Consider the following 20001-nt stretch of genomic DNA (forward strand, 5'->3'; position numbering starts at 1 on the left):
TTTAAAACGCTTCTTGTTATAATCAGATACCCGGTCACTTGGCAATGCTTCAAAAGTGGCCGGGTGAAATTATGTTATAAGTATTATCCGCGACGGTTACGGTTACGGATAAATGCTGGTACATCAACATCTGAACTATTTTGTTGTGGTTCAGCTTGTTGTTCATGAACTGGTGCATTTGCTTGTTGTGGCGCATTTTGCGCGTAATCATTTTGTTGTTCGTCTTGTACAGCATAATTAGGACGATTTACTTGGATAGATTGATTTGGACGGCGATTTGCTTGCGCTTGTTGTTGCGCTTGCTTTTCTTCATCAAAACCTGTTGCAATAACAGTTACAATCAGTTCATCTTTTAATTCGTCGTTAATAACAGAACCGAAAATCATGTTTACATCTTCATCTGATGCACTTGATACGATTTCTGCTGCTTCTTGTACTTCATAAAGGCTTAGGTTAGATCCGCCTGTAATATTCATTAGGACACCTTTTGCTCCGTCAACAGAAGTTTCAAGAAGTGGAGAAGAAATTGCTTTTTTCGCAGCTTCAGCGGCACGGTTTTCACCAGTTGCAATACCGATTCCCATAAGGGCAGAACCACGATTAGTCATAATTGTTTTCACATCGGCAAAGTCTAAGTTAATTAAACCTGGAACGGCAATCAAATCAGAAATACCTTGTACACCTTGACGTAAAACATTATCTGCTTCACGGAAAGCTTCAAGCATTGGCGTGTTTTTATCCACAATTTGAAGTAGACGGTCGTTAGGAATAACAATTAAAGTATCTACCGCTTCTTTCATTGCTTCTGTTCCAGTTAAGGCTTGTTTCGTACGTTTTGGTCCTTCAAAACCAAATGGTCGAGTAACAACACCTACAGTTAGGGCGCCCATTTCTTTTGCGATTTGAGCGATAACAGGTGCAGCACCAGTTCCAGTTCCGCCGCCCATTCCAGCAGTTACGAATACCATATCAGAGCCTTTTAAAGCTTCTTCAATTTGTTCGCGGCTTTCTTCTGCAGCTTTTTTACCAATTTCAGGTACAGCTCCCGCGCCTAAACCACGTGTTAATTTTGTACCGATTTGTAATTTTGTTTCTGCTTTTGCTAAGTTAAGTGCTTGAGCGTCTGTATTAACGGAGATAAATTCTACTCCTTGAACACCATGCTCAATCATACGGTTTACAGCGTTGTTACCGCCACCGCCAACACCGATTACTTTAATTGTTGCCAAACTTTCTGAACTAGTGTCAAATTCTAACATATTATTGCCTCCTATTTGCCGATTTATACGATACGATTTTCTTGCTGGACTATCAGCTATTCGCTTTTATTCAAAAAATGCGCCGAAAAAATTCTTCATTTTCGTTGATACTTTTTCGTCATCTGATTTCTTTTGTTTTGGTTTAGGTTGCTTTTGTTTTGGTGCTTCATCGTCGTAACGAGGTTCGCTTGCCGAACTGCTTACGTCGCGTCCTTCTAATTCAGCCATTTGATAAGCATATTTAATTAAGCCTACTGCGGTTGTAAAGGAAGGTTCCCGAACACCAATATAATCAGGAATCGCTAGTCTAACATGCGCTGCTAAGGTTTTTCCAGCCAAATCAATTGCTCCTGGAATAGCCATCGAACCACCAGTTAGTACATAACCTCCTGGAAGATGCGTTTTACCGACACGAGTAAGTTCTTCCACTACTAATTGGAAAATTTCTTCCATACGCGCTTCGATAATATCTGCTACTTCTACTTGTGTAAAATGTTGTTTTTGGTCACTACCGATAACATCAATAGCAAAAACTTCATCTGGAGAAGCATCATCATAAAATGCATAGCCATGATCCAATTTAACGCGATCGGCATTTGCAGTAGAAGTGTTTAGTCCAAGTGATAAGTCTTTCGTGATATTATCTCCACCAACTGGAATGACACCAGTATAAGTTAGTCGTCCTTGTTCAAACACGCTAACGGTTGTAGTTCCTGCTCCAACATTCACGAGTGCTGTTCCAAATTCTTTATCATCTTCTGATAAGGAAATGGATGCCTCTGCAAGTGGTTGTAAAGCAATATCAGAAATTTCAAGTCCTGCACGTTCCACACAACGTAATGTATTATGTAAAATTGTTTTTGAACCAGTGATTAATGTGCCTTCCATTTCTAGACGAACACCAATCATTCCACGTGGATCTGTAATCCCAGTTAATCCATCTACAACAAATTGATCTGGAATAGTGTTAATAATTTCTCTTTCAGGAGATAGAGGAACAACTTGAGCGGCATCCATTACATTCCAGACATCTTCATCTGTAATTTCACGATTTTCGCTACCTACTGCCACAATTCCTCGGCAAGCTTCTAAATGCACTTGACTCGATACTACCCCAACTATTACTTGAGAAATTTCAACGCCAACCATTCTTTCTGCTTGTTCAATTGCCTTTTTAATGGATTCTACAGTCTTGTCTATGTCGATAATAATTCCTTTTTTAATCCCGGAAGATTCGACATTCCCAACACCGATAATATTGAGTCTATCGTCAGCCATTTCTGCGATGATTACTTTCACAGAAGCTGTTCCAATGTCTAAACTTACATAAATTTCGCTATCACCCATTTATCGGCACCTCCTTTTATTCTAGTCATTTAACATGTATTTATTTCATTTTTTTATACCGAGCAAAAGCCGGTTTTTTAACTTTCTTGAAAAGCTATGAAATTTCTTTATTTTTATGGCGTCAGTGTAGAATGATTGCCCATTCTGCCTAACATACAAAATCACTTATTTACAGTCTACACTAAGAAAGAAGGTAATAAAAGCACAAAGAACATTTTTTGGCAAATTCTTAAGATATTTTTTTCATTTTATTCAAAAAGCGAACAAGTGTTGGCATCTCCTGACTTGAGGTCATCGTTTTGTTACCTTTTTGAAACATCTGTTATCTATAAATTTGCCAAAAATTGGCGAGAAGAAAAAAATATTATTCATTTGTTTCTTTCTTCTCTTTAGCTGCTTCTTCGGCTGCCTTTTTCTCGGCATTCTGTTGGTAATAACTTTGGAAATAAGAACCTACTTCAATATCAATAACTCCTTTTTGTCCTTTAGCAAGTTGAGCGACAATGGCTGGATAATGTTGCATTTTCTCAGCGAAAGTACTAATATCTGCGGAAACCTGATTCCCGTCGTTCATATATAATTTAATATGGTTTTTATCAGTTTTAGTTGGACTATAAATCACTTCCGAGATAGAACTAACAACATCTTTTGGTAACTTATTAATTTGTGCTACCATTTTCTCAAGTGTTTTACCGTTTTTAAAGTTTTGAAATAGCAAATCATTTCCAATTGGGAATTGTCTTGGTTGATCCGTTAACATGATGCCACTTTCTAGCACATCATAGTATTTACCATCTTGTTGTTGATAGCCTATCGTTTTAAATTCGGTGATATTAATTTGAACATCATTTATCCCTTCTTTAGAAACGGTAGCATCTTTAATAAGGGTATTTTTTTTGAGGGTATCCTCAGTTTTTCCATTACTTATCCCGATGACAAACTCACCAATTTCGAGTCCACTTTCTTTTCTTACTTCATTCTCTGTAAGTTGCTTATTGCCACTTACAGCAATTTTATCTAATTTACTGAGTGGGGAGAGGAAATAGAGGGTAATGGCGATCAAAATCACAAAAATTCCGATTAAAATGGCTAAGTGTCTTACTAATTTTTTTTTGCGGTATTTTTTGAGTTCTGGTATGCGATTTTCAATTGAAATTACTCGTTTATTTTCAGCCATTTTATTCGCTCCTTTCTGCGATTTATTTCATAATGCTAAGGACTGCTTCTACTAATTTCGCTGCTGCATCTGGGCGCCCCATTTGTTTAGCACTTAGCTTCATACCATTTAATTTCGCCTCGTCATTCAAAATCGAATCAACTGTCGCCATTAAATCGGTATTTTTTAATTCTGCTTCTGTAATTACGATAGCTGCATTATTTTTTTCTAAAGCGCGAGCGTTATTTTCTTGGTGGTTTGCTGTCACGTATGGACTAGGTATCAAAATACTTGGAACCCCTAGCGCTGTAAGTTCTGCAAGTGTAGTCGCTCCTGCTCTTGAAACAACGAGCGTCACAGCGTTTAAAATTTTTGGCATATCATAAATAAATGGTTGAACACTAATATGATTACCCAAATTCAACTCCGCCAAAGAATCTTTTATTTTTTCATAGTGTACATCGCCCGTTACATAAAGTAGCTGAAAATCCCGATTATTCCATTCTGGCAAAATAGCTTCTACCGCTTCATTCACGCCGCGAGCTCCTCTACTGCCTCCAAAAACAAGCACAGTTGGCTTCCCTGAAACTAGTCCGTAAGTTTCCAGTGCACCTTCCGAGTCCACACCTACAACTTCAGAAGCACGTGGATTACCAGTGAAAACGATTTTTTCCGATGCGAAAGAATCACTTACTTCTTCAAAACAAATGGCTACTTTATCTGTGTAGCGGCTTAAAAATTTATTCGTTAATCCAGCAACACTATTTTGTTCGTGGATTAAAGTAGGAATTTTAAGTTTTGCGGCTGCATAAACGACTGGACCACAAACATAACCACCTGTTCCGATAACGACATCCGGTTTAAAATCGCGCAAAATTTGTTTACTTTTTTTCGCGCCGCTCAGAAAACGCATTACTGTTTTAATATTTTCTAACGATAATGAACGTTTGAAACCAGTAATTTCAATAGCTTCAAACGGAATCCCTTCACGTTTAACGATTCCAGCTTCTAGGCCTTTTTCTGTTCCGATATATAAAAATTCCGCTTCAGGATGAATTTTTTTTAATTCTCTGATGAGAGCAAGCGCTGGATAAACGTGTCCACCAGTACCGCCACCACTTATTGCTACTTTCATTTTTCCACCTCTTCTATTAGCTCGCCGATTGCGTCCATATAGGCATTCCCGCGAACTTCAAATGTTCGGTATTGATCCCAACTCGCACATGCTGGTGAAAGTAAGATAATATCTCCTGGTGCTGATTCGCGGTACGCAACTGGAACAGCTGCCTCGACATTATCCACGTAATGTACGTCAATGCCAGCGATTTTACCAACGCGGCCAATTTTATCTGCTGTTTCGCCAAAGACAATTAACGCTTTTACATTTTTGAAAAATGGTAGTAATTCGTCAAATGAATTACCACGGTCCAACCCACCAGCCAGTAACACGACTGGATTTTTAAACCCTTTTAATGCACTTTGAGTTGCTAGAATATTCGTTGCTTTTGAATCGTTATAGAATTTACGACCTTGCCATTCTACAACAAATTGTGTCCGGTGCTCTACACCTTTAAACGTTTCTAATACGTGCATGATTTCTTCATTTGTAACACCTAACGTTTTTGCTACTGCTACGGAAGCAAGCACATTTTCTAAATTATGCTCTCCTGGAAGTAAAATATTGTCACGTGCGCCAATCACTTCATCGTTGAACATAATATTGCCATTTTGCACGTAGCTTCCTTGACCAAGGCGTTGTGTGGTTGAAAACGGAATAACTTGTGCTTTTGTTTGTTTTGTTAGGTTTTTAAGCTCTTCTTGATCCCAATTAATTACTAGGAAATCATCTGCTGTTTGATTTTTTTGGATATGCCATTTTGCTTGAACGTATTCACTACGGTCTGTATGGTAATCTAAATGCGCTTCATAAATATTCGTGATGACGGAAATATGCGGTTTAAATGTTTCTACGCCCATTAATTGGAACGAAGATAGCTCCATCGAAATGTATTGATCACTGGTCGCATTTTCTGCAACTGCGGATGCCGGAAAACCGATGTTTCCTGCGAGTAAAGAACTATTTTCTTTGTGCGCATTTAACATATGGTGGATGATTGTGGTTGTTGTCGTTTTACCATTTGTTCCTGTAATACCAACAATTGGTGCTTCAGATATTTGGTAAGCTAATTCGACTTCCGTAATGACTGGAATTTTGAGTTTTAACGCTTTTTCAATCATTGGGTTGTTGTACGGAATTCCAGGATTTTTTATGACAAGTTCAAATCCTTCATCTAAAAGTTCAATTGGGTGCGAACCGCAAATAACTTTAATACCTTGCTCAAGTAAACCTTGTGCTTCTGGATTCTCGCTAAAAGGTTTTTGATCATTAACAGTTACAAATGCTCCCAGTTTGTGCATAATTGTTGCCGCGCTAACACCACTTCTTGCAAGACCCAAGACAAGTACTTTTTTGTGATGGTACATTTCAATTTTTTTCATTTCCTTTGGTTCCCCCATTTATATCAAAATTGGCGGTCGAATTTATGATTTTCACAAAAACGACGGAAAGCGCCAACCAGATTCTGTAAAAAAACAGCTAACTAGAGACGCTTTTGCCGTAAAAAGATTACGGCGCATTATTTAAAAAATGACTACACAGACAGAAATAATTGCTCCGATTAACCCGATTCCCCAGAACGTTAAAACAACACGCCATTCGGACCAGCCACCAAGTTCAAAGTGATGATGAATTGGTGTCATACGGAAGATTCGTTTTCCTCCAGTTGCCTTAAAATAAAATACTTGCAATATAACAGATGCTGTTTCAATAACGAAAATAATTCCGATTAAGAGTAACAGCCATTCTTGATGTACTAAAATAGAAATTGCGGCGATACTTCCACCGAGTGCAAGCGAACCAGTATCTCCCATGAAGATTTTCGCTGGATTTTTATTAAATAGTAGAAATCCAAGCATACCGCCCACAATCGCAAAACAGAAAATCGCGACATCCATTTGTTCTTGGTAAAATGCAATGACACCAAAAGCAGAAAAAGCAATGACAGAAAGGCCAGAGACAAGACCATCTAAACCATCTGTTAAATTAACTGCATTAGAGAAACCAACTAACCAGAACAAAATAAAGATAACAAAGAACCAACCAAGATCCACTTCTATATTTGTAAACGGAATATTAAGCGTCTCAGCAAAACCATTTAAATGATATACCAGATAGAATAAAATCGAAATTGCCACTTGACCTAAAAACTTCTGCTTTGAAGTAAGGCCTAGATTACGTTTTTGAACTACTTTGATATAGTCATCTAGGAAACCTAATGCGCCAAATAGTGCCAGCGCGATGAATAGCAGCCACGTAGCTGCACTAACTTCACCACTGATGAACGAAAAGATCAAGAAACTAATAAGCATTGCAGTAATGAAAACAACTGCCCCCATTGTCGGTGTCCCTGATTTCTTTTCATGCATTTTCGGACCTTCATCTCTAATACTTTGGCCGAATTTTAATTTCACCAAGAATGGTATAAATAGTGGTACACCTATCACCGTAATGATAAAAGCAACTGCAAATGTTGATACTAACATGTATAAAGACACAATAAATTCTCCCCAATCTGTTTGTCAAAGCACTTCACTTCATATTTTATGCGAGTCCAAGTTTTTTTTCAATAGCTATTCGGGCTTCTACTCGGTCATCAAAATCAATAACCTCGTCACCAATCACTTGATAATCTTCATGACCTTTTCCAGCAATCAGAATAACATCCCCTGCTTCTGCTTCATTTACTGCAAAACGAATCGCATCTCGGCGGTTTTCGTGAACCACATAAGAATCACTATATGGAACACCTTGAATCATATCTTCAATAATCGCACGCGGATTTTCACTCCGCGGATTATCTGATGTAAAAATAGGATTTGTTGCATAATCTACAGCGATTTTTGCCATTTGTGGACGTTTTCCTTTATCACGGTCCCCGCCACAACCAACAACGACAAAAACGCGTTTTTCTGCAAACTCAGCAATTGTTTCTAATACATTTAGCAAGCCGTCTGGAGTATGGGCGTAATCAACTATAACAGGGAACTCTTGCCCTGCATGCACAAGTTCAAAACGGCCTTTGACACCCGGTATGCTTTCCACTGTTTTAATTGCTTTTTCCATAGGGATATGTAGCGCAAAGCTAGTTGCAATCGCAGCCAATACGTTATAAACACTAAAGTTTCCAATCATTTTTATTTTCAATGTAAAATTACCAATTGGTGTCCGTAAATCAAATGTAGAACCATGACTAGTAATTCTGATATTACTTGCTTTGAAGTCAGCTTGTTGTTTTATCCCAAAAGTGATTACATGAGCAGCTGTTGCTTTTTGCATACGCACGCTTTCCTCGTCATCCGCGTTTAACACAGCAATTTTTGGGTTACTTGTATGGTAGCTGTTGCCTAGTTGCGCAAACAATAAGCTTTTTGCATTGGCGTATTCTTCCATTGTATGATGATAATCCAAATGATCTTGAGACAAATTCATAAATACAGCAACATCGTAATCTGAACCATATACGCGACCTTGAACGAGTGCATGCGAGGATACTTCCATCACAGCTGTGCTCACTCCACTAAGTAGCATATCGCGGAATGTTTCTTGTAAGGTGAGGCTATCTGGTGTTGTATTTTTTGTTTCTAAAATTTGGTCGCCAATTTTGCGATACATCGTGCCAATCAAGCCTGTTTGCTCGCCATTTTCGCGCACGATTTGTTCCACTAAGTGGCTCACGGTCGTCTTCCCATTTGTCCCAGTAATCCCAACGAGCTTTAATGCTTGGGTTGGAGATCCATAAAAGTAATCGGCTAACATCGCCATAGCACGTTTTGAATCTCTTACATAAATGACAGGAATAGATACATCTAATTGTTTTTCCGCGATAATTGCTACCGCTCCTAGTTCTACTGCACGTGATGCAAATTGATGTCCATCCACCAATTCTCCATCTATACAAATAAACAACGTCCCTGGTTTTACTTTTCTACTATCTTGGGCGATATGGCTAATTTCAATTGTTTCACTTGCCTCGCCAGTAAAAACCGGGATAGCTTGCATTAGTTCATTTAACTTCATTCTTGCCATCTCCTCAAACTTATTCTTTCTGTTATTTTTGCTAAAACCAAAAAGAATCCTTTTCTATCTTAGCAAAAACAACAAACTATATCTACCACGACAAAAGACACAGATTGCATTTAAAGTTAGAAGTATGCCACTTTGTAAAGCTGACATACTTCTATCTTCCTATTATTAATTGAGCAAATCACCGATACCGGCATTCTCTTGGATGTCAGTTGCTTTTTTATTTTTTTCTGCTGTATCTTGATCGTGATTTTGATTAAATGCACTTATTTCTTCTGGTGGGGCGAGAGTTATTTTCATTTTCGTTTCACTATTAATTACGCTACCCGCAGATACACTTTGGCTCTTCACGTAACCATTTCCACTAAACTCAAACGGAATACCAGTTATTTCAGAAACTTTTAGCGCATCGTCTTTCGACCAAGTTACCATGTCAGGGGCAGTCATGTCACCATCTGTCATTAAAATAACTTTTTGACCTTGCATGATTTCGGCGTTCGCTTGTGGAAGTTGTTGGACAATTTTTTTGCCGTTGCCTACTATAATTGGTTCTAATCCTTTATCTTTCACTATTTTTTTAGCTTCATCTATTGTTTTTCCTGCTAAGACTGGTACTTTTTCGGAAGCTAGTTTTTCTGCATCGCCTGGTTTGATGTTCATATATTGTAGACTGTTTTTCATTACAGGATTAAAAACTTCTGAGACTGCTTCTCCGCCAGTCTGACTGCCGGACAATTGTGGTTGTTGCATTGTCACATAGATTACTAACTCCGGATTATCCGCTGGTGCCATTCCTAAGAAAGAGAATATATAATTATCTGCTCCAGTCATATACTTACCAGTTTTCGGATCTGGAATTTGTGATGTACCGGTTTTACCAGCTACATCGTATCCCGGAATCGCATATAATTTACCAGTACCATGTTCGCCGCTAATAACGTTTTTTAATTCGTCACGCGTTTTCTTCGCTGTTTCTGCACTAATTGGTTTTCCAGCAATTTTTGTTTTAGTATCGGTTTCTTCGCCTGTGTTTGGATCTTTGACACTTGAAACAACATATGGTTCTTTCATCGTGCCATCACTTGCGATAGCCGAAGCAGCTTGAATCATTTGCATCATTGAAACGGTTGTTCCTTGGCCGAAAACGGTTGTTACTTTCTCAATTGGATAGTTATATAAAATTTTCCCGCTTGTTTCATTAGGTAAAGCAATACCTGTTTTCTTACCAAAACCAAATTTGTCTAAATATGTTTTAAACGTATCGGTCCCCATTTTGTTTAAAAGTTTGGCAAATGCAACGTTACTAGAGCGTTCTACCCCTTCACGGTACGTAATAGACCCCCAACCATTACCGTTATTATGGTCATGAATTGCGATATCTCCTACTTTGTATGAACCCGATTGATAATATTCATTGGCATTATATGCGTTCGTATCAATAGCAGATGCAAGAGAAATAATTTTCATTACCGAACCTGGCTCATAAGCATACTCAACAGGTAAATCTTGCCAAATACTGGAGCTGTTTCCAGTAATAGTAGATCGATCAGCAGGGTTGAAAGAAGGACGTTGACTAATAGCCAAAATTTCACCTGTTTTCGGATCAGCTACAACTGCCATCATGTTTTTAGGTTTGTACTTTGCATCCACAGTTGTCATCGTATCTTCTAAAAAGGTTTGAATTTTTTTATCTAGCGTTAGCGTAATATCTTTGCCGTCTTTTGCTTCCGTTACTTTGTTTTTAGAGTTAGGCAAAATATAGCCCATTCTGTCTGTACTGTAATCAATTTTGCCATTCTTGCCTGTCAAAATATCATTGTAACGGGATTCAATACCCATTTTACCTTCTAAAACTGTAGTATTCTTTTCTTCTTCTTGTTGGGCGAAACCAATTAATTGTGTTGCAAACGTTCCATTAGGATAGAAACGTTCTGATTGACGAGTAAATTCAATACCTGGTAAATTTTCTTTGTCAATTTTTGCTTTTGTTTCTGTAGAAATATTTTTACCGGCAGCGCCGAATTCGACTTGGTATTTTCCTTTTTCATTGAGTTTATCTAGAATATCAGATTCATCCATAGGAATATACTTGGCAAGAATTCGAGCCGTTTTTTCTTCGTCAACAACACGCATTGGATTTTTCGTTGTTTTGGAAAGTTTATCGCTAACTACTGCTGCAACCGTGTAAGAAGCCGTATCCTCCGCTAGCACTTCTCCTTTACGATCTAAAATGGAGCCACGCTTTGCTTCGAGAACACTGCTTTTCAAATGTTGTTTAGATGCTTTTGCTGCAAGCGGTACCCCATTTGCTTCTCCCGTAATTTGCAAATAAAGAAAACGGCCAGAAACCAAGAGAAAGAGAATTGTGAAAAAGATAAAAAGCACAAGAGCTCCCCTTCTCATGTTACCTATACGCCGTTTCATTGACCATCTACCACTTTCACATTATCGCCATCAAGTTTTAGCCCTTTTTCTTTAGCGATTTTCAAAATACGTTCATATCTCCCTAAATCTTTTACTTCTACTTTTAAGTCTTCATTTGATTTTTGTTGTTCGAGAATTTTGGTTTCTTTTGTTTGAATTTCTTGGTTCACTGTGTAAATTTGCGCTTGTACGCTAATTATACGAAAAGCAACAACTAAAACAATCGCAAGCGCAATCGTGATGATTACTTTTTCTCCAAGTGTCATTTGACCACGTTTTAGGATTTGTTTTTTAGGTTGTTCCGCTTCTCTATGTACTCTATTTGGCTCGAGATTCGATTTATAGGCGACATTGCTCACATTTTTTCAACTCCTGCTATTTGATAATTTTTTCGATCACGCGTAATTTTGCTGAACGCGCTCGGTTATTTTGTTCCAGTTCTTCTTCACTTGGTACGATTGGTTTTCTTGTCGCAAGTTTGAAATCTGGTTTATATTCATCTGGAATGACAGGAAGACCTGGTGGTAAATCTGGTCCTTTTGTCGCTTCTTGGAATAAGTGTTTTGTAATGCGGTCTTCTAAAGAATGAAACGTAATTACGCTAATTCTGCCGCCTGGTTTTAATAAAGTTAAGGCTTTTTCAAGCGAATCTTCTACTGCACCGAGTTCGTCGTTAACGGCAATTCGGATGGCTTGAAAAGTGCGTTTCCCTGGATGTCCGCCTTTTCTTCTTGCTGGAGCCGGGATAGCTGTTTTGATAATATCTACTAGTTCGCCTGTTGTTTCAATTGGCTTTACTTCACGACGACGTTCGATTTCACGAGCAATTTGTTTCGAAAATTTTTCTTCGCCATATTGGAAAAAGATACGGATTAAATCTTGATAAGACCATTCGTTAACAACTATTTTTGCTGTCAATTCTTGTTCTTGATCCATTCGCATATCCAGTGCAGCGTCTTGGTGATAACTAAAACCACGTTCTCTCTCGTCTAGTTGTGGGGATGAAACGCCTAAATCATACAAAATCCCATCAACCGCTTCGATACCACGCTCATTTAATGCTTCTTTCATATCGCGAAAATTGGCTTTAATAAAAGTCACTTTATCGCTATAATCTGCTAGTTTAATTTTTGCATTATCAATTGCTGTTTGATCTTGGTCAAATGCAAATAAATGCCCTTTTTCATTAAGCTTATTTAGTAAATACTCGGAGTGACCTGCGCCGCCAAGTGTTGCATCGACATAGATTCCGTCTGGTTTTACTTCAAGCATATCGACTGTTTCATGTAGTAATACGGTTTCGTGTTTAAACATGCGTTTACCCCCTTAAATATCAAAGCCAATCATATTTTCGGCTAAATCAGCAAAAGATTCTTCTGCCTCGTTAAAGACATCATCCCACTCTGATTTACTCCAAATTTCAATACGACTAGAAACCCCGATAATAACTGTTTCTTTTTCCAAATCCGCATACTGTAGTAAGTTGGATGGAATATTAATCCGGCCTTGTTTGTCTAGTTCACATTCAGACGCACCGGAAAAGAAGAAACGTGTAAAGGAACGAGCATCTTTCTTAGTAAGTGGTAAGGTTTGGAGCTTTTCTTCAAGCTTTTTCCATTCCTCTTGTGGATAAGCAAATAAACACTTATCAAGTCCTCGGGTTATAACAAAATTATCCCCCAAAAGCTCACGGAATTTAGCTGGCACAATTAATCTGCCCTTTATATCGATGTTGTGTTGATATTCTCCCATGAACATTAGACTTCACCCACTTTCATACATACCACTTTACCACATCTCCCCACTTCGCACCACCAAAAACCTAAAAAAGTGTAAAAAAAAATCATCCCAGCCAAAGCATAGAATGATCAATCCCTTATTTAAAGCCATTTCCATCTAATTCAATTCTTAAAAAACAATGTGGGGCTTGGTGGAGGGATTCCCCACTTTGAACCAACATTTATTTTACCAACACTTTTTCCCAACCAGATTTTAGTGCCACTGCTGAGAACACTATACTTAAAACACCAAGCGTAATCGTAAAAGCTCCCATGCCATATTTACCAATAAATGGTGCAAATACTAAACTTACAGAACCAATCATTTTACCAATTTGGAAAATAATACCATTAAATGCCATGTAGGCCCCACGTCTTTCATCATCTACAATTGCCGCTAAGATCGTTTGACGTGTTGGTACATAGAGTAATTCACCAATTGAGAGCACCATCGTCGCCAAAAGTAAAACTGTTAGATTATTTGCGAAAGCACAAACTGCAAATCCAAGCGCAAACAAAGTAAACCCTACATACATAATAGGTTGCTGCGCCCTTTTAGTCACAAATCTCGCAATTGGTACGGTAAAAAGTACAATAAATAAAGTATTCACAGCGGTTAACACACTCACTATTTGTACTCCATTGAGAGAAATATTTCCAAGTGGCCCCAAATGTACAAGTAGCGCTTTCACATCTTCTGCTAAACGAACCGAAATGTAGTTGCTCCGTTGAAACTCGATCGACATGATAGCAATTCCACCAATAGTATATAGAAGAAAACGATAATCATGTAATACTTGTCCATAATTTTTAAGCATTCCCATTAGTCCATATGACCCTTTGTGCGGCATTTCTTTTTGCTGCAACGTCTCGGAAATTAAGCTTATAGTAAGCCATGCCGTAACAAATGACATGATAAAAAGAACAACTAATAGAGGAAACAGATAATCTACAAAAAACCACCCCCCCACCATAATTCCAATCATGATCGATAAATTATTCGCCCAATAACTGACCGAATACATAAATGAACGGTTCTCTGGGGTACTTACATCAATTAACATTGCTTCTCCAGCTGGATTAATCAATCCCTGAGCTACCCCAATAATAAGTAACATGACAAAAGTTATCCACGGAGAATGAAACATGGGGGAATTGCATAGTACCATCCCGAGAAAGGCAAACACTTTAAGCAGTTCTCCGGTGACCATTAATTTTTTACGTCCAATAATATCCGCTAGATGTCCACCGTACATGCCAGCAAGAAATTGTACTAATACATTAATCATCAAGAGAAAGCCGGCGACACTACTATTAATTTCCCTTGAAAAATAAATTGCCATAAAAGGAAAAATCATCGAACCAATTACTTTACTCAAAAACTGAATTAATATCCGCGCACGAATATTTGGGTGCAACTCTCTAAACATGACATCCCCTCCATTTGCAATTTTTCTGACTTCTCTGCTAGTATAAAAGGGATACATAAATTTAAAAAGGGTATTCATTTTCATATATTGTCCCCTTTTAGGACGGAGCTGTTGTTATGGATAAAGATTATTTCACTATGCGCGCGCATTTATACAATATAACTACCGATTTAGAAGTGTCTTTCAAATTAAATGATGTGGCAAATATTTGGTTTTGTACGACTAAAAATGCCAAGCGTAAACTGCAACAATATCAGGTGAAAAAAATGCTTACTTATCTTCCTGGACTAGGCCGAGGAAATGTTTCAAGGATTATTTTTCCTAAACAGTTAGAACTAGAGGTTCTTGACGTTTTGGAACAAAGTTTGGATGAAGATGCATTTAGCGATATTTTATTTTTGCTACAATTGCCTATCCCTAAAAGCTGGTTTACAAGTATCTCTACGGAAATTCAACAAATGTTCGGTTTGCAAGTAACAGAAAATCAACAAGAAGTTCTGCGCTCCATCGTTCGTCGCAAGCTCACTACCTTAGATCCACTTCAAACTTCTGTATCTATGGAAGCATTTCTCATCACCCAAATTAGTGACTCTCTCGTCAAATATGATGAAGAGAAAAAGAAAATTATACCTCATATAGCACACCACTGGAAAGTATCTGATGATTTTACGGAATGGACATTTTATTTACGAAAAAGTGTTTTATTTCATCACGGACGCATGCTGGATAGCGAGGATGTAAAGTACACCTTGATGCGTTCTATGCAAACAGAATCGGTTTCTTTCTGGCAATTACAGGATATTCAATCCATCCACTGCCCTAATAAATTCACGATCTCCATTCAGCTAAAAAAAACGGACCCTTTTTTCATTCGTTATTTATGCACAGCGAATATGGCTATTTTACCGCGAGATATTATTTTTGATGAATATACATGGATTTCTACTGGTCCCTTTCGAGTTGCAGAGCGGAATGACGAGCGCTTGGTCTTAGAAGCCTTTGATGGATATTTTCTCGAGAGACCGATTCTTGATCGAGTAGAATTTTGGACCGCCCAAACTGGAAACAATTTAAAAACCATTCCAATGCAATTCACTTCCGTTGATTACGAGGAAAATCCCGCCTATGTAGAACGTCGTAAACCTGGTGTTGGCGTTAATTTTATTTGTTTCAATACGTACCGAAATGGCGCCCCACAACATCCGGCATTTCGAGAGGCAATCTACCATCTCATTGATTGTCAAAAAGCAAGTGAACAACATTTCGAAAACTATGGGACAGTCGCATCTAACTATTATCCTGAAAAATCCCTTCCACCTAAAAAACATCCTGAGAAAATCGCTACTTTATTAAAAAAAGCAAACTACCAAGGCGAAAAAGTTATTTTTGGAACTACCCAACATCCTACCGCTGTAAAAGAGTCAAAATGGATTCAAGAGCAAGCTGTCGAATTCGGAATTAACTTAGAAAGAAAAATCATTACGCATCAGGAAGCTTCCTATTCCAACGTTCCAGCAAAAGAAACCGACTTCATGATGATGGGAGAAATCCCAGCCTCAGATGACGAAATGGCTTATTTAGATTTTTTAAATAACCCCTATCTGTTGCCACAACAACTTTTCAATCAAGCAATTATCAAAGAACTTACGGAAAAGCTCGATGCATTTAAAACAGAAAAAGACGCCTCCAAAAGAGACGCCTTACAAACGAGCATTGATAGCTGGTTAACAGAAAATCATTATTTAATTTACTTGCATCATCCGGAAAAAAGTCAATCGCTTCATTCAATGATAAAAGGAATTGCAGAAAATCCTTATGGTTATTTTGATTTAAGCAAAGTGTGGATTGAAATAAGCCCGCTTAAAACATTAAAACCAGACTATAGACAATCCCATAGAGGTAAAGCGCCACATACAATAACGCAAAAATGAAGAAGCATAGGCGCCAGTAACCACGTAGGATTTTGCGGAACTGAATCTCGCCTTCTTTCTTTGCAGCCGTGACAACAATTACAATACCTAAAATAAATAAAAACAATAAAATATATAATAAGAACGAGCGATTAAATAGCACAATCATGAAAAAATGAACAGCTATAATCAAGAAAATAGTGGATAAGTCAGCGGCCAACATAATTCTCCGCTGACTTTTCTTTAGTTTGAAACTGGAAAAAAACATCGTCAAAATAAACACCACAACTGGTAAAATAATAATTATTGCTGTTGAATTAGTTAACCAATCAAACATCGCTTTCTCCTTCCAACCCTTTAATTAGATGATATAACGCATGAAGCGTAGGAAGTGACTCCCCTTTTTCTAAAATTGGCAGCACGATTCCATCAATTTCTGTCATTCGATTATTCATTCGGTCAAGAGCCATCGAAGAAAAATTAGTAGCTGTCACTTGGCAGATTACTTCCACTTTTTCTAAAGCATTTTCTACTGGCAAAACCGTTTGTATTTCTTTTACAATCGTCTTTAATAACTCGTGCCATTCTTTATTTTCAAGGAGCTTTCCATTTTGGACTTGAAGAACAGCTGTGAGCGGATTAATTACTGCATTAATAAATAATTTTTCATTTATAATGTCTAAGTAACTAGCATGTTTTTCAACTGGAAAATCTGGATTTGAGTCTAATATTTTTGTTACCGCCTCACTTAGTTCGCCTTGATAAATACCATACTTTGTTCGGCCATGACCACGCCAAATGACTGTTGTATCATCTTCCCGCCCCGCCCCGTGTTCGCTAATACCTAGCAAAATAGTTCGTTTATTACCGAGTAGCGGCATGCTATCTAAATGCGCCGCTCCATTTTGGATGAATAGTAACGGCACTCGTTCAGGTATCGACTGTAGCAGTGGCAAAATGCTTTTTAGTGAGTATTGTTTAACTGCGATAATTAATAATTGTTGTTCTGATAACTTTTTAGTATCTGTTATTACTGTGGCTTGTATATGTATATTTTTTAATTCGGAATTATCTTTTAAAGAAAGACCTTTTTGATTTAATAAATCGCTTTGTTCTTTTCTCCGCGTAAAAAGAGTGAGCTCGGATGTATCGGCAAAATTTGCTGCGTATAAAAGCCCCATCGCTCCTGCTCCAATAATTCCTACTTTTAGTTGGTTCGCCATTTAGTTCAGCTCCATATTGATTAATGCTTTTATTTTATCAGAAGTAGCATTCTTTTGCACTTTTGTGCGCAAACAAAAACCTCGAAAGACCCATGGCGTCTTTCGAGGTTCGTCTTCAACAAGTGAAACGTCACTTGTTTTTAGCAATATTAGCTGTTTGCTACATCTTTGCCATCATATTGTCCACATTCTGGGCATACGTGATGGGAAAGTCTGTATTCGCCGCAATTCGAGCATTCGTTCATGCCCGGAAGTTGAAGTTTAACGTGTGTACGACGCTTACGCTTTTTGGCTTTTGAAGTTCTTCTAAAAGGTACTGCCATTTCCTTACACCTCCTTGACGATAACTAAGTACTTGTATCGTTAATCTAAGAAAAATAAATTCCTTAATATATTCCAGCTTCACGGGGAGTTTAGTCTTCTTTTTTCTCATCGAAAAAATTGGCTAATCCCGCAAGACGAGGATCCACTTTTGGTTCTTTTGCTATTTGTTCTAGTAGGTTACCTTCTTCTGTTTTCATTTCCCATTCATTGCCTCGTGGAAGGTTACTCATTTCGAGTGCGTCTTCACTGAAAACTTGCATCGGAATTTCGACTAGTAAAAGTTCTTCTACTACAGGGGTTAAATCGACCATATCCTGTTCCATCACATGCCAAGATTCATCTAGAACTTGTTCTTTGGATTTCACAAAGGTTTCCGTCGCATGCACTTCATAAGGATAAATAACATCCTCAAGTGTACGAGCACATGGAAGTGTCCACTCGCCTTTCATAGTCAGGTTAGCGGTAACTTCTTCTGGGTGTACAATTAGTTCCCCAGTTACTTGTACGGGGCTTGCATCACGAACGTCTATATTGTTCTCTTGAAAGAACTTTTTTAGGTCAGCTTTTTCATTAATCGTGAAGTTGCTGTCACGATATTTTTTTAATTGACTGATAGACCATTTCATCCTACATCACTCCAAGCGCAACACAAAATATTATAGCTTTTTTAAAGGCTTTTGTCAATGCTTTTTCGGGGAGTAAAACCGCTGCCTTCATTTTATGCTAAAATAGATTATCTAAAGGAGGGAACCGAAATGAAAGCAACTGGAATTGTGGTGGAATATAACCCTTTTCATAATGGGCATAAACTACATTTAAATAAAGCGCGCGAGTTAACTCAAGCAGATGTGGTGATTGCGGTAATGAGTGGCTCGTTTGTACAACGAGGCGAGCCAGCGATTTTGCCAAAATGGGAACGTACTAGGATGGCTCTCGCTGCTGGCGTTGACATGGTGGTTGAACTCCCTGTCTCATTCGCGACACAACATGCGACGATTTTCGCAGAAGAAGCAGTTCGTATTTTAGATGCCATTCATGTGGATACGCTGTTTTTTGGCAGTGAACATGGAGTTGCGGAAGATTTTACATTAGCTGCGAAAAAAGTAGTCGAAAACGAAGCCCGTTTTGATGAAGCGATTCAGCTGGCGTTAGTTGATAAGAAAACTTCTTATGCTAGAGCTTATACAGAAGCTTTTAAAAAGTTGTTCGGCCAGAACTTGCTGGATATCACGAAACCTAATAACATTCTCGGTTTCCACTACGCCCTTGCTGCCCAGAAACAAAACCCGTCCATTTCTCTTCAAACCATTCCTCGTGAACATGCAGGATACCATGACGAGGAAGCAAACCATGACCAAATCGCAAGCGCGACCGCGATTCGAAAATTAATACTTGCTGGGAAGTTAGAAGAAGCTAGCCACTATATCCCTGCTTCTTCTATAGCTATTTTACGCAATTATGAGGGGCCATTTTTATCGTGGACAGATTATTGGTCATTCCTGCAATATCGGTTAATTCAAGCAGGCTCAGAAGAACTGGAAGGAATTCGCGGTGTTAGTGAAGGAATTCAAAACCGGATGCAGCAAGCAGCGACTAAAGCGCAAAACTTCTCTGATTTTATAGAATTAACCAAAACAAAGCGATACAGTAATGCGCGATTACAACGAACGGCTTTACAAATTTTATTAAATGCGAGGAGTCAAACTAGCTCCCCTTACATCCGAATACTCGGCATGAATAAAACGGGGCAACAACATCTATCGCTTCATAAGAAAAATATTTCTCTCCCTATTATCACGACGGTTTCCAAAGCACCAGCTGGGCTTTTAGAAGAAGAATTACGTGCGACAAACATTTATACGCTGGCAAAAGGACTGGAAAATTATCAGGCTGGCGACTTTCATATTCCACCAATTTTAACCTTGTAATCTTTACAAGGTTTTTGGTTGACTTTTATGGGGCTATTTTGCTAAGATGTTTGTCCGACTCAAAAAACAGGAGGTATGT

18 protein-coding genes are annotated in these 20001 nt (G+C 38.2%); 2 read left to right on the forward strand and 16 right to left on the reverse strand.

Annotation, left to right across the window (positions count from 1 at the left end; translation table 11 throughout):
• Window positions 1-83 precede the first annotated feature (83 nt).
• The 12 genes from ftsZ to GL301_RS10480 form a co-directional block, all read right to left on the reverse strand.
• On the reverse strand, window positions 84-1259 hold the full coding sequence (gene ftsZ / locus GL301_RS10425) for a cell division protein FtsZ (protein ID WP_003728828.1): 1176 nt from the start codon (window positions 1257-1259) through the stop codon (window positions 84-86).
• A 66-nt stretch (window positions 1260-1325) separates the two neighbouring features.
• Window positions 1326-2606 (reverse strand): cell division protein FtsA, encoded by a 1281-nt coding sequence (gene ftsA, locus GL301_RS10430; protein WP_003728335.1) that lies wholly within the window; start codon window positions 2604-2606, stop codon window positions 1326-1328.
• Between the two features lie 364 nt (window positions 2607-2970).
• Complete coding sequence (locus GL301_RS10435) at window positions 2971-3783, reverse strand: cell division protein FtsQ/DivIB (RefSeq protein ID WP_003728334.1); 813 nt, start codon at window positions 3781-3783, stop codon at window positions 2971-2973.
• A 22-nt stretch (window positions 3784-3805) separates the two neighbouring features.
• Window positions 3806-4897, reverse strand: a complete 1092-nt coding sequence (murG, locus tag GL301_RS10440; protein ID WP_003728333.1) for an undecaprenyldiphospho-muramoylpentapeptide beta-N-acetylglucosaminyltransferase — start codon at window positions 4895-4897, stop codon at window positions 3806-3808.
• On the reverse strand, window positions 4894-6261 hold the full coding sequence (murD, locus tag GL301_RS10445) for a UDP-N-acetylmuramoyl-L-alanine--D-glutamate ligase (protein WP_003726818.1): 1368 nt from the start codon (window positions 6259-6261) through the stop codon (window positions 4894-4896). Before murD ends, murG begins: the two co-directional genes overlap by 4 nt.
• Before the next feature lie 141 nt (window positions 6262-6402).
• Window positions 6403-7377, reverse strand: a complete 975-nt coding sequence (gene mraY, locus GL301_RS10450) for a phospho-N-acetylmuramoyl-pentapeptide-transferase (RefSeq protein WP_003728332.1) — start codon at window positions 7375-7377, stop codon at window positions 6403-6405.
• 46 nt (window positions 7378-7423) lie between these two features.
• Window positions 7424-8899 carry a UDP-N-acetylmuramoyl-L-alanyl-D-glutamate--2,6-diaminopimelate ligase gene (locus tag GL301_RS10455; protein WP_003726123.1) on the reverse strand — a complete coding sequence of 492 codons (1476 nt, stop codon included), beginning with the start codon at window positions 8897-8899 and terminating at the stop codon, window positions 7424-7426.
• Between the two features lie 174 nt (window positions 8900-9073).
• Window positions 9074-11329 carry a penicillin-binding protein gene (locus tag GL301_RS10460; protein WP_003728331.1) on the reverse strand — a complete coding sequence of 752 codons (2256 nt, stop codon included), beginning with the start codon at window positions 11327-11329 and terminating at the stop codon, window positions 9074-9076.
• Window positions 11326-11688, reverse strand: a complete 363-nt coding sequence (gene ftsL, locus GL301_RS10465; RefSeq protein ID WP_003723754.1) for a cell division protein FtsL — start codon at window positions 11686-11688, stop codon at window positions 11326-11328. Before ftsL ends, GL301_RS10460 begins: the two co-directional genes overlap by 4 nt.
• Before the next feature lie 16 nt (window positions 11689-11704).
• Window positions 11705-12643, reverse strand: a complete 939-nt coding sequence (gene rsmH, locus GL301_RS10470) for a 16S rRNA (cytosine(1402)-N(4))-methyltransferase RsmH (protein ID WP_003731344.1) — start codon at window positions 12641-12643, stop codon at window positions 11705-11707.
• A gap of 12 nt (window positions 12644-12655) precedes the next feature.
• Entirely contained in the window at window positions 12656-13087 is a 432-nt protein-coding gene (mraZ, locus tag GL301_RS10475; protein WP_003723756.1) for a division/cell wall cluster transcriptional repressor MraZ, read from the reverse strand.
• A 202-nt stretch (window positions 13088-13289) separates the two neighbouring features.
• Window positions 13290-14537 carry an MDR family MFS transporter gene (locus GL301_RS10480; RefSeq protein ID WP_010958995.1) on the reverse strand — a complete coding sequence of 416 codons (1248 nt, stop codon included), beginning with the start codon at window positions 14535-14537 and terminating at the stop codon, window positions 13290-13292.
• A 116-nt stretch (window positions 14538-14653) separates the two neighbouring features.
• On the opposite strand from GL301_RS10480, the gene GL301_RS10485 reads away from it, so the two are divergent.
• Window positions 14654-16468, forward strand: a complete 1815-nt coding sequence (locus GL301_RS10485) for an SgrR family transcriptional regulator (protein WP_070298256.1) — start codon at window positions 14654-14656, stop codon at window positions 16466-16468.
• Here the strand turns inward: GL301_RS10485 and GL301_RS10490 are convergent.
• The 4 genes from GL301_RS10490 to GL301_RS10505 all read right to left on the reverse strand — a co-directional run bounded on the left by GL301_RS10490 (window position 16398) and on the right by GL301_RS10505 (window position 18620).
• On the reverse strand, window positions 16398-16784 hold the full coding sequence (locus GL301_RS10490; protein ID WP_003726129.1) for a DUF3397 domain-containing protein: 387 nt from the start codon (window positions 16782-16784) through the stop codon (window positions 16398-16400). The two genes, GL301_RS10485 and GL301_RS10490, sit on opposite strands and share 71 nt — an antisense overlap.
• Window positions 16777-17670, reverse strand: coding sequence for a 2-dehydropantoate 2-reductase (locus tag GL301_RS10495; protein ID WP_070298255.1), 894 nt, complete (start codon window positions 17668-17670; stop codon window positions 16777-16779). The genes GL301_RS10490 and GL301_RS10495 overlap by 8 nt, the downstream gene beginning before the upstream one ends.
• A gap of 149 nt (window positions 17671-17819) precedes the next feature.
• Window positions 17820-17993 carry a 50S ribosomal protein L32 gene (gene rpmF, locus GL301_RS10500; RefSeq protein ID WP_003726143.1) on the reverse strand — a complete coding sequence of 58 codons (174 nt, stop codon included), beginning with the start codon at window positions 17991-17993 and terminating at the stop codon, window positions 17820-17822.
• A 90-nt stretch (window positions 17994-18083) separates the two neighbouring features.
• The gene (locus tag GL301_RS10505) at window positions 18084-18620 is read right to left on the reverse strand and encodes a YceD family protein (protein ID WP_003728843.1); all 537 of its coding nucleotides are present in this window, start codon (window positions 18618-18620) and stop codon (window positions 18084-18086) included.
• A 129-nt stretch (window positions 18621-18749) separates the two neighbouring features.
• Here GL301_RS10505 and GL301_RS10510 point away from each other — a divergent pair, with 129 nt between their 5' ends.
• A complete protein-coding gene (locus GL301_RS10510; protein WP_061108751.1) occupies window positions 18750-19922 on the forward strand; it encodes a nucleotidyltransferase in 1173 nt (390 codons plus the stop codon).
• The last annotated feature ends 79 nt before the right edge of the window (window positions 19923-20001 follow it).

This window comes from Listeria sp. LM90SB2, assembly GCF_028867355.1.
GTDB lineage: Bacteria > Bacillota > Bacilli > Lactobacillales > Listeriaceae > Listeria > Listeria monocytogenes_B.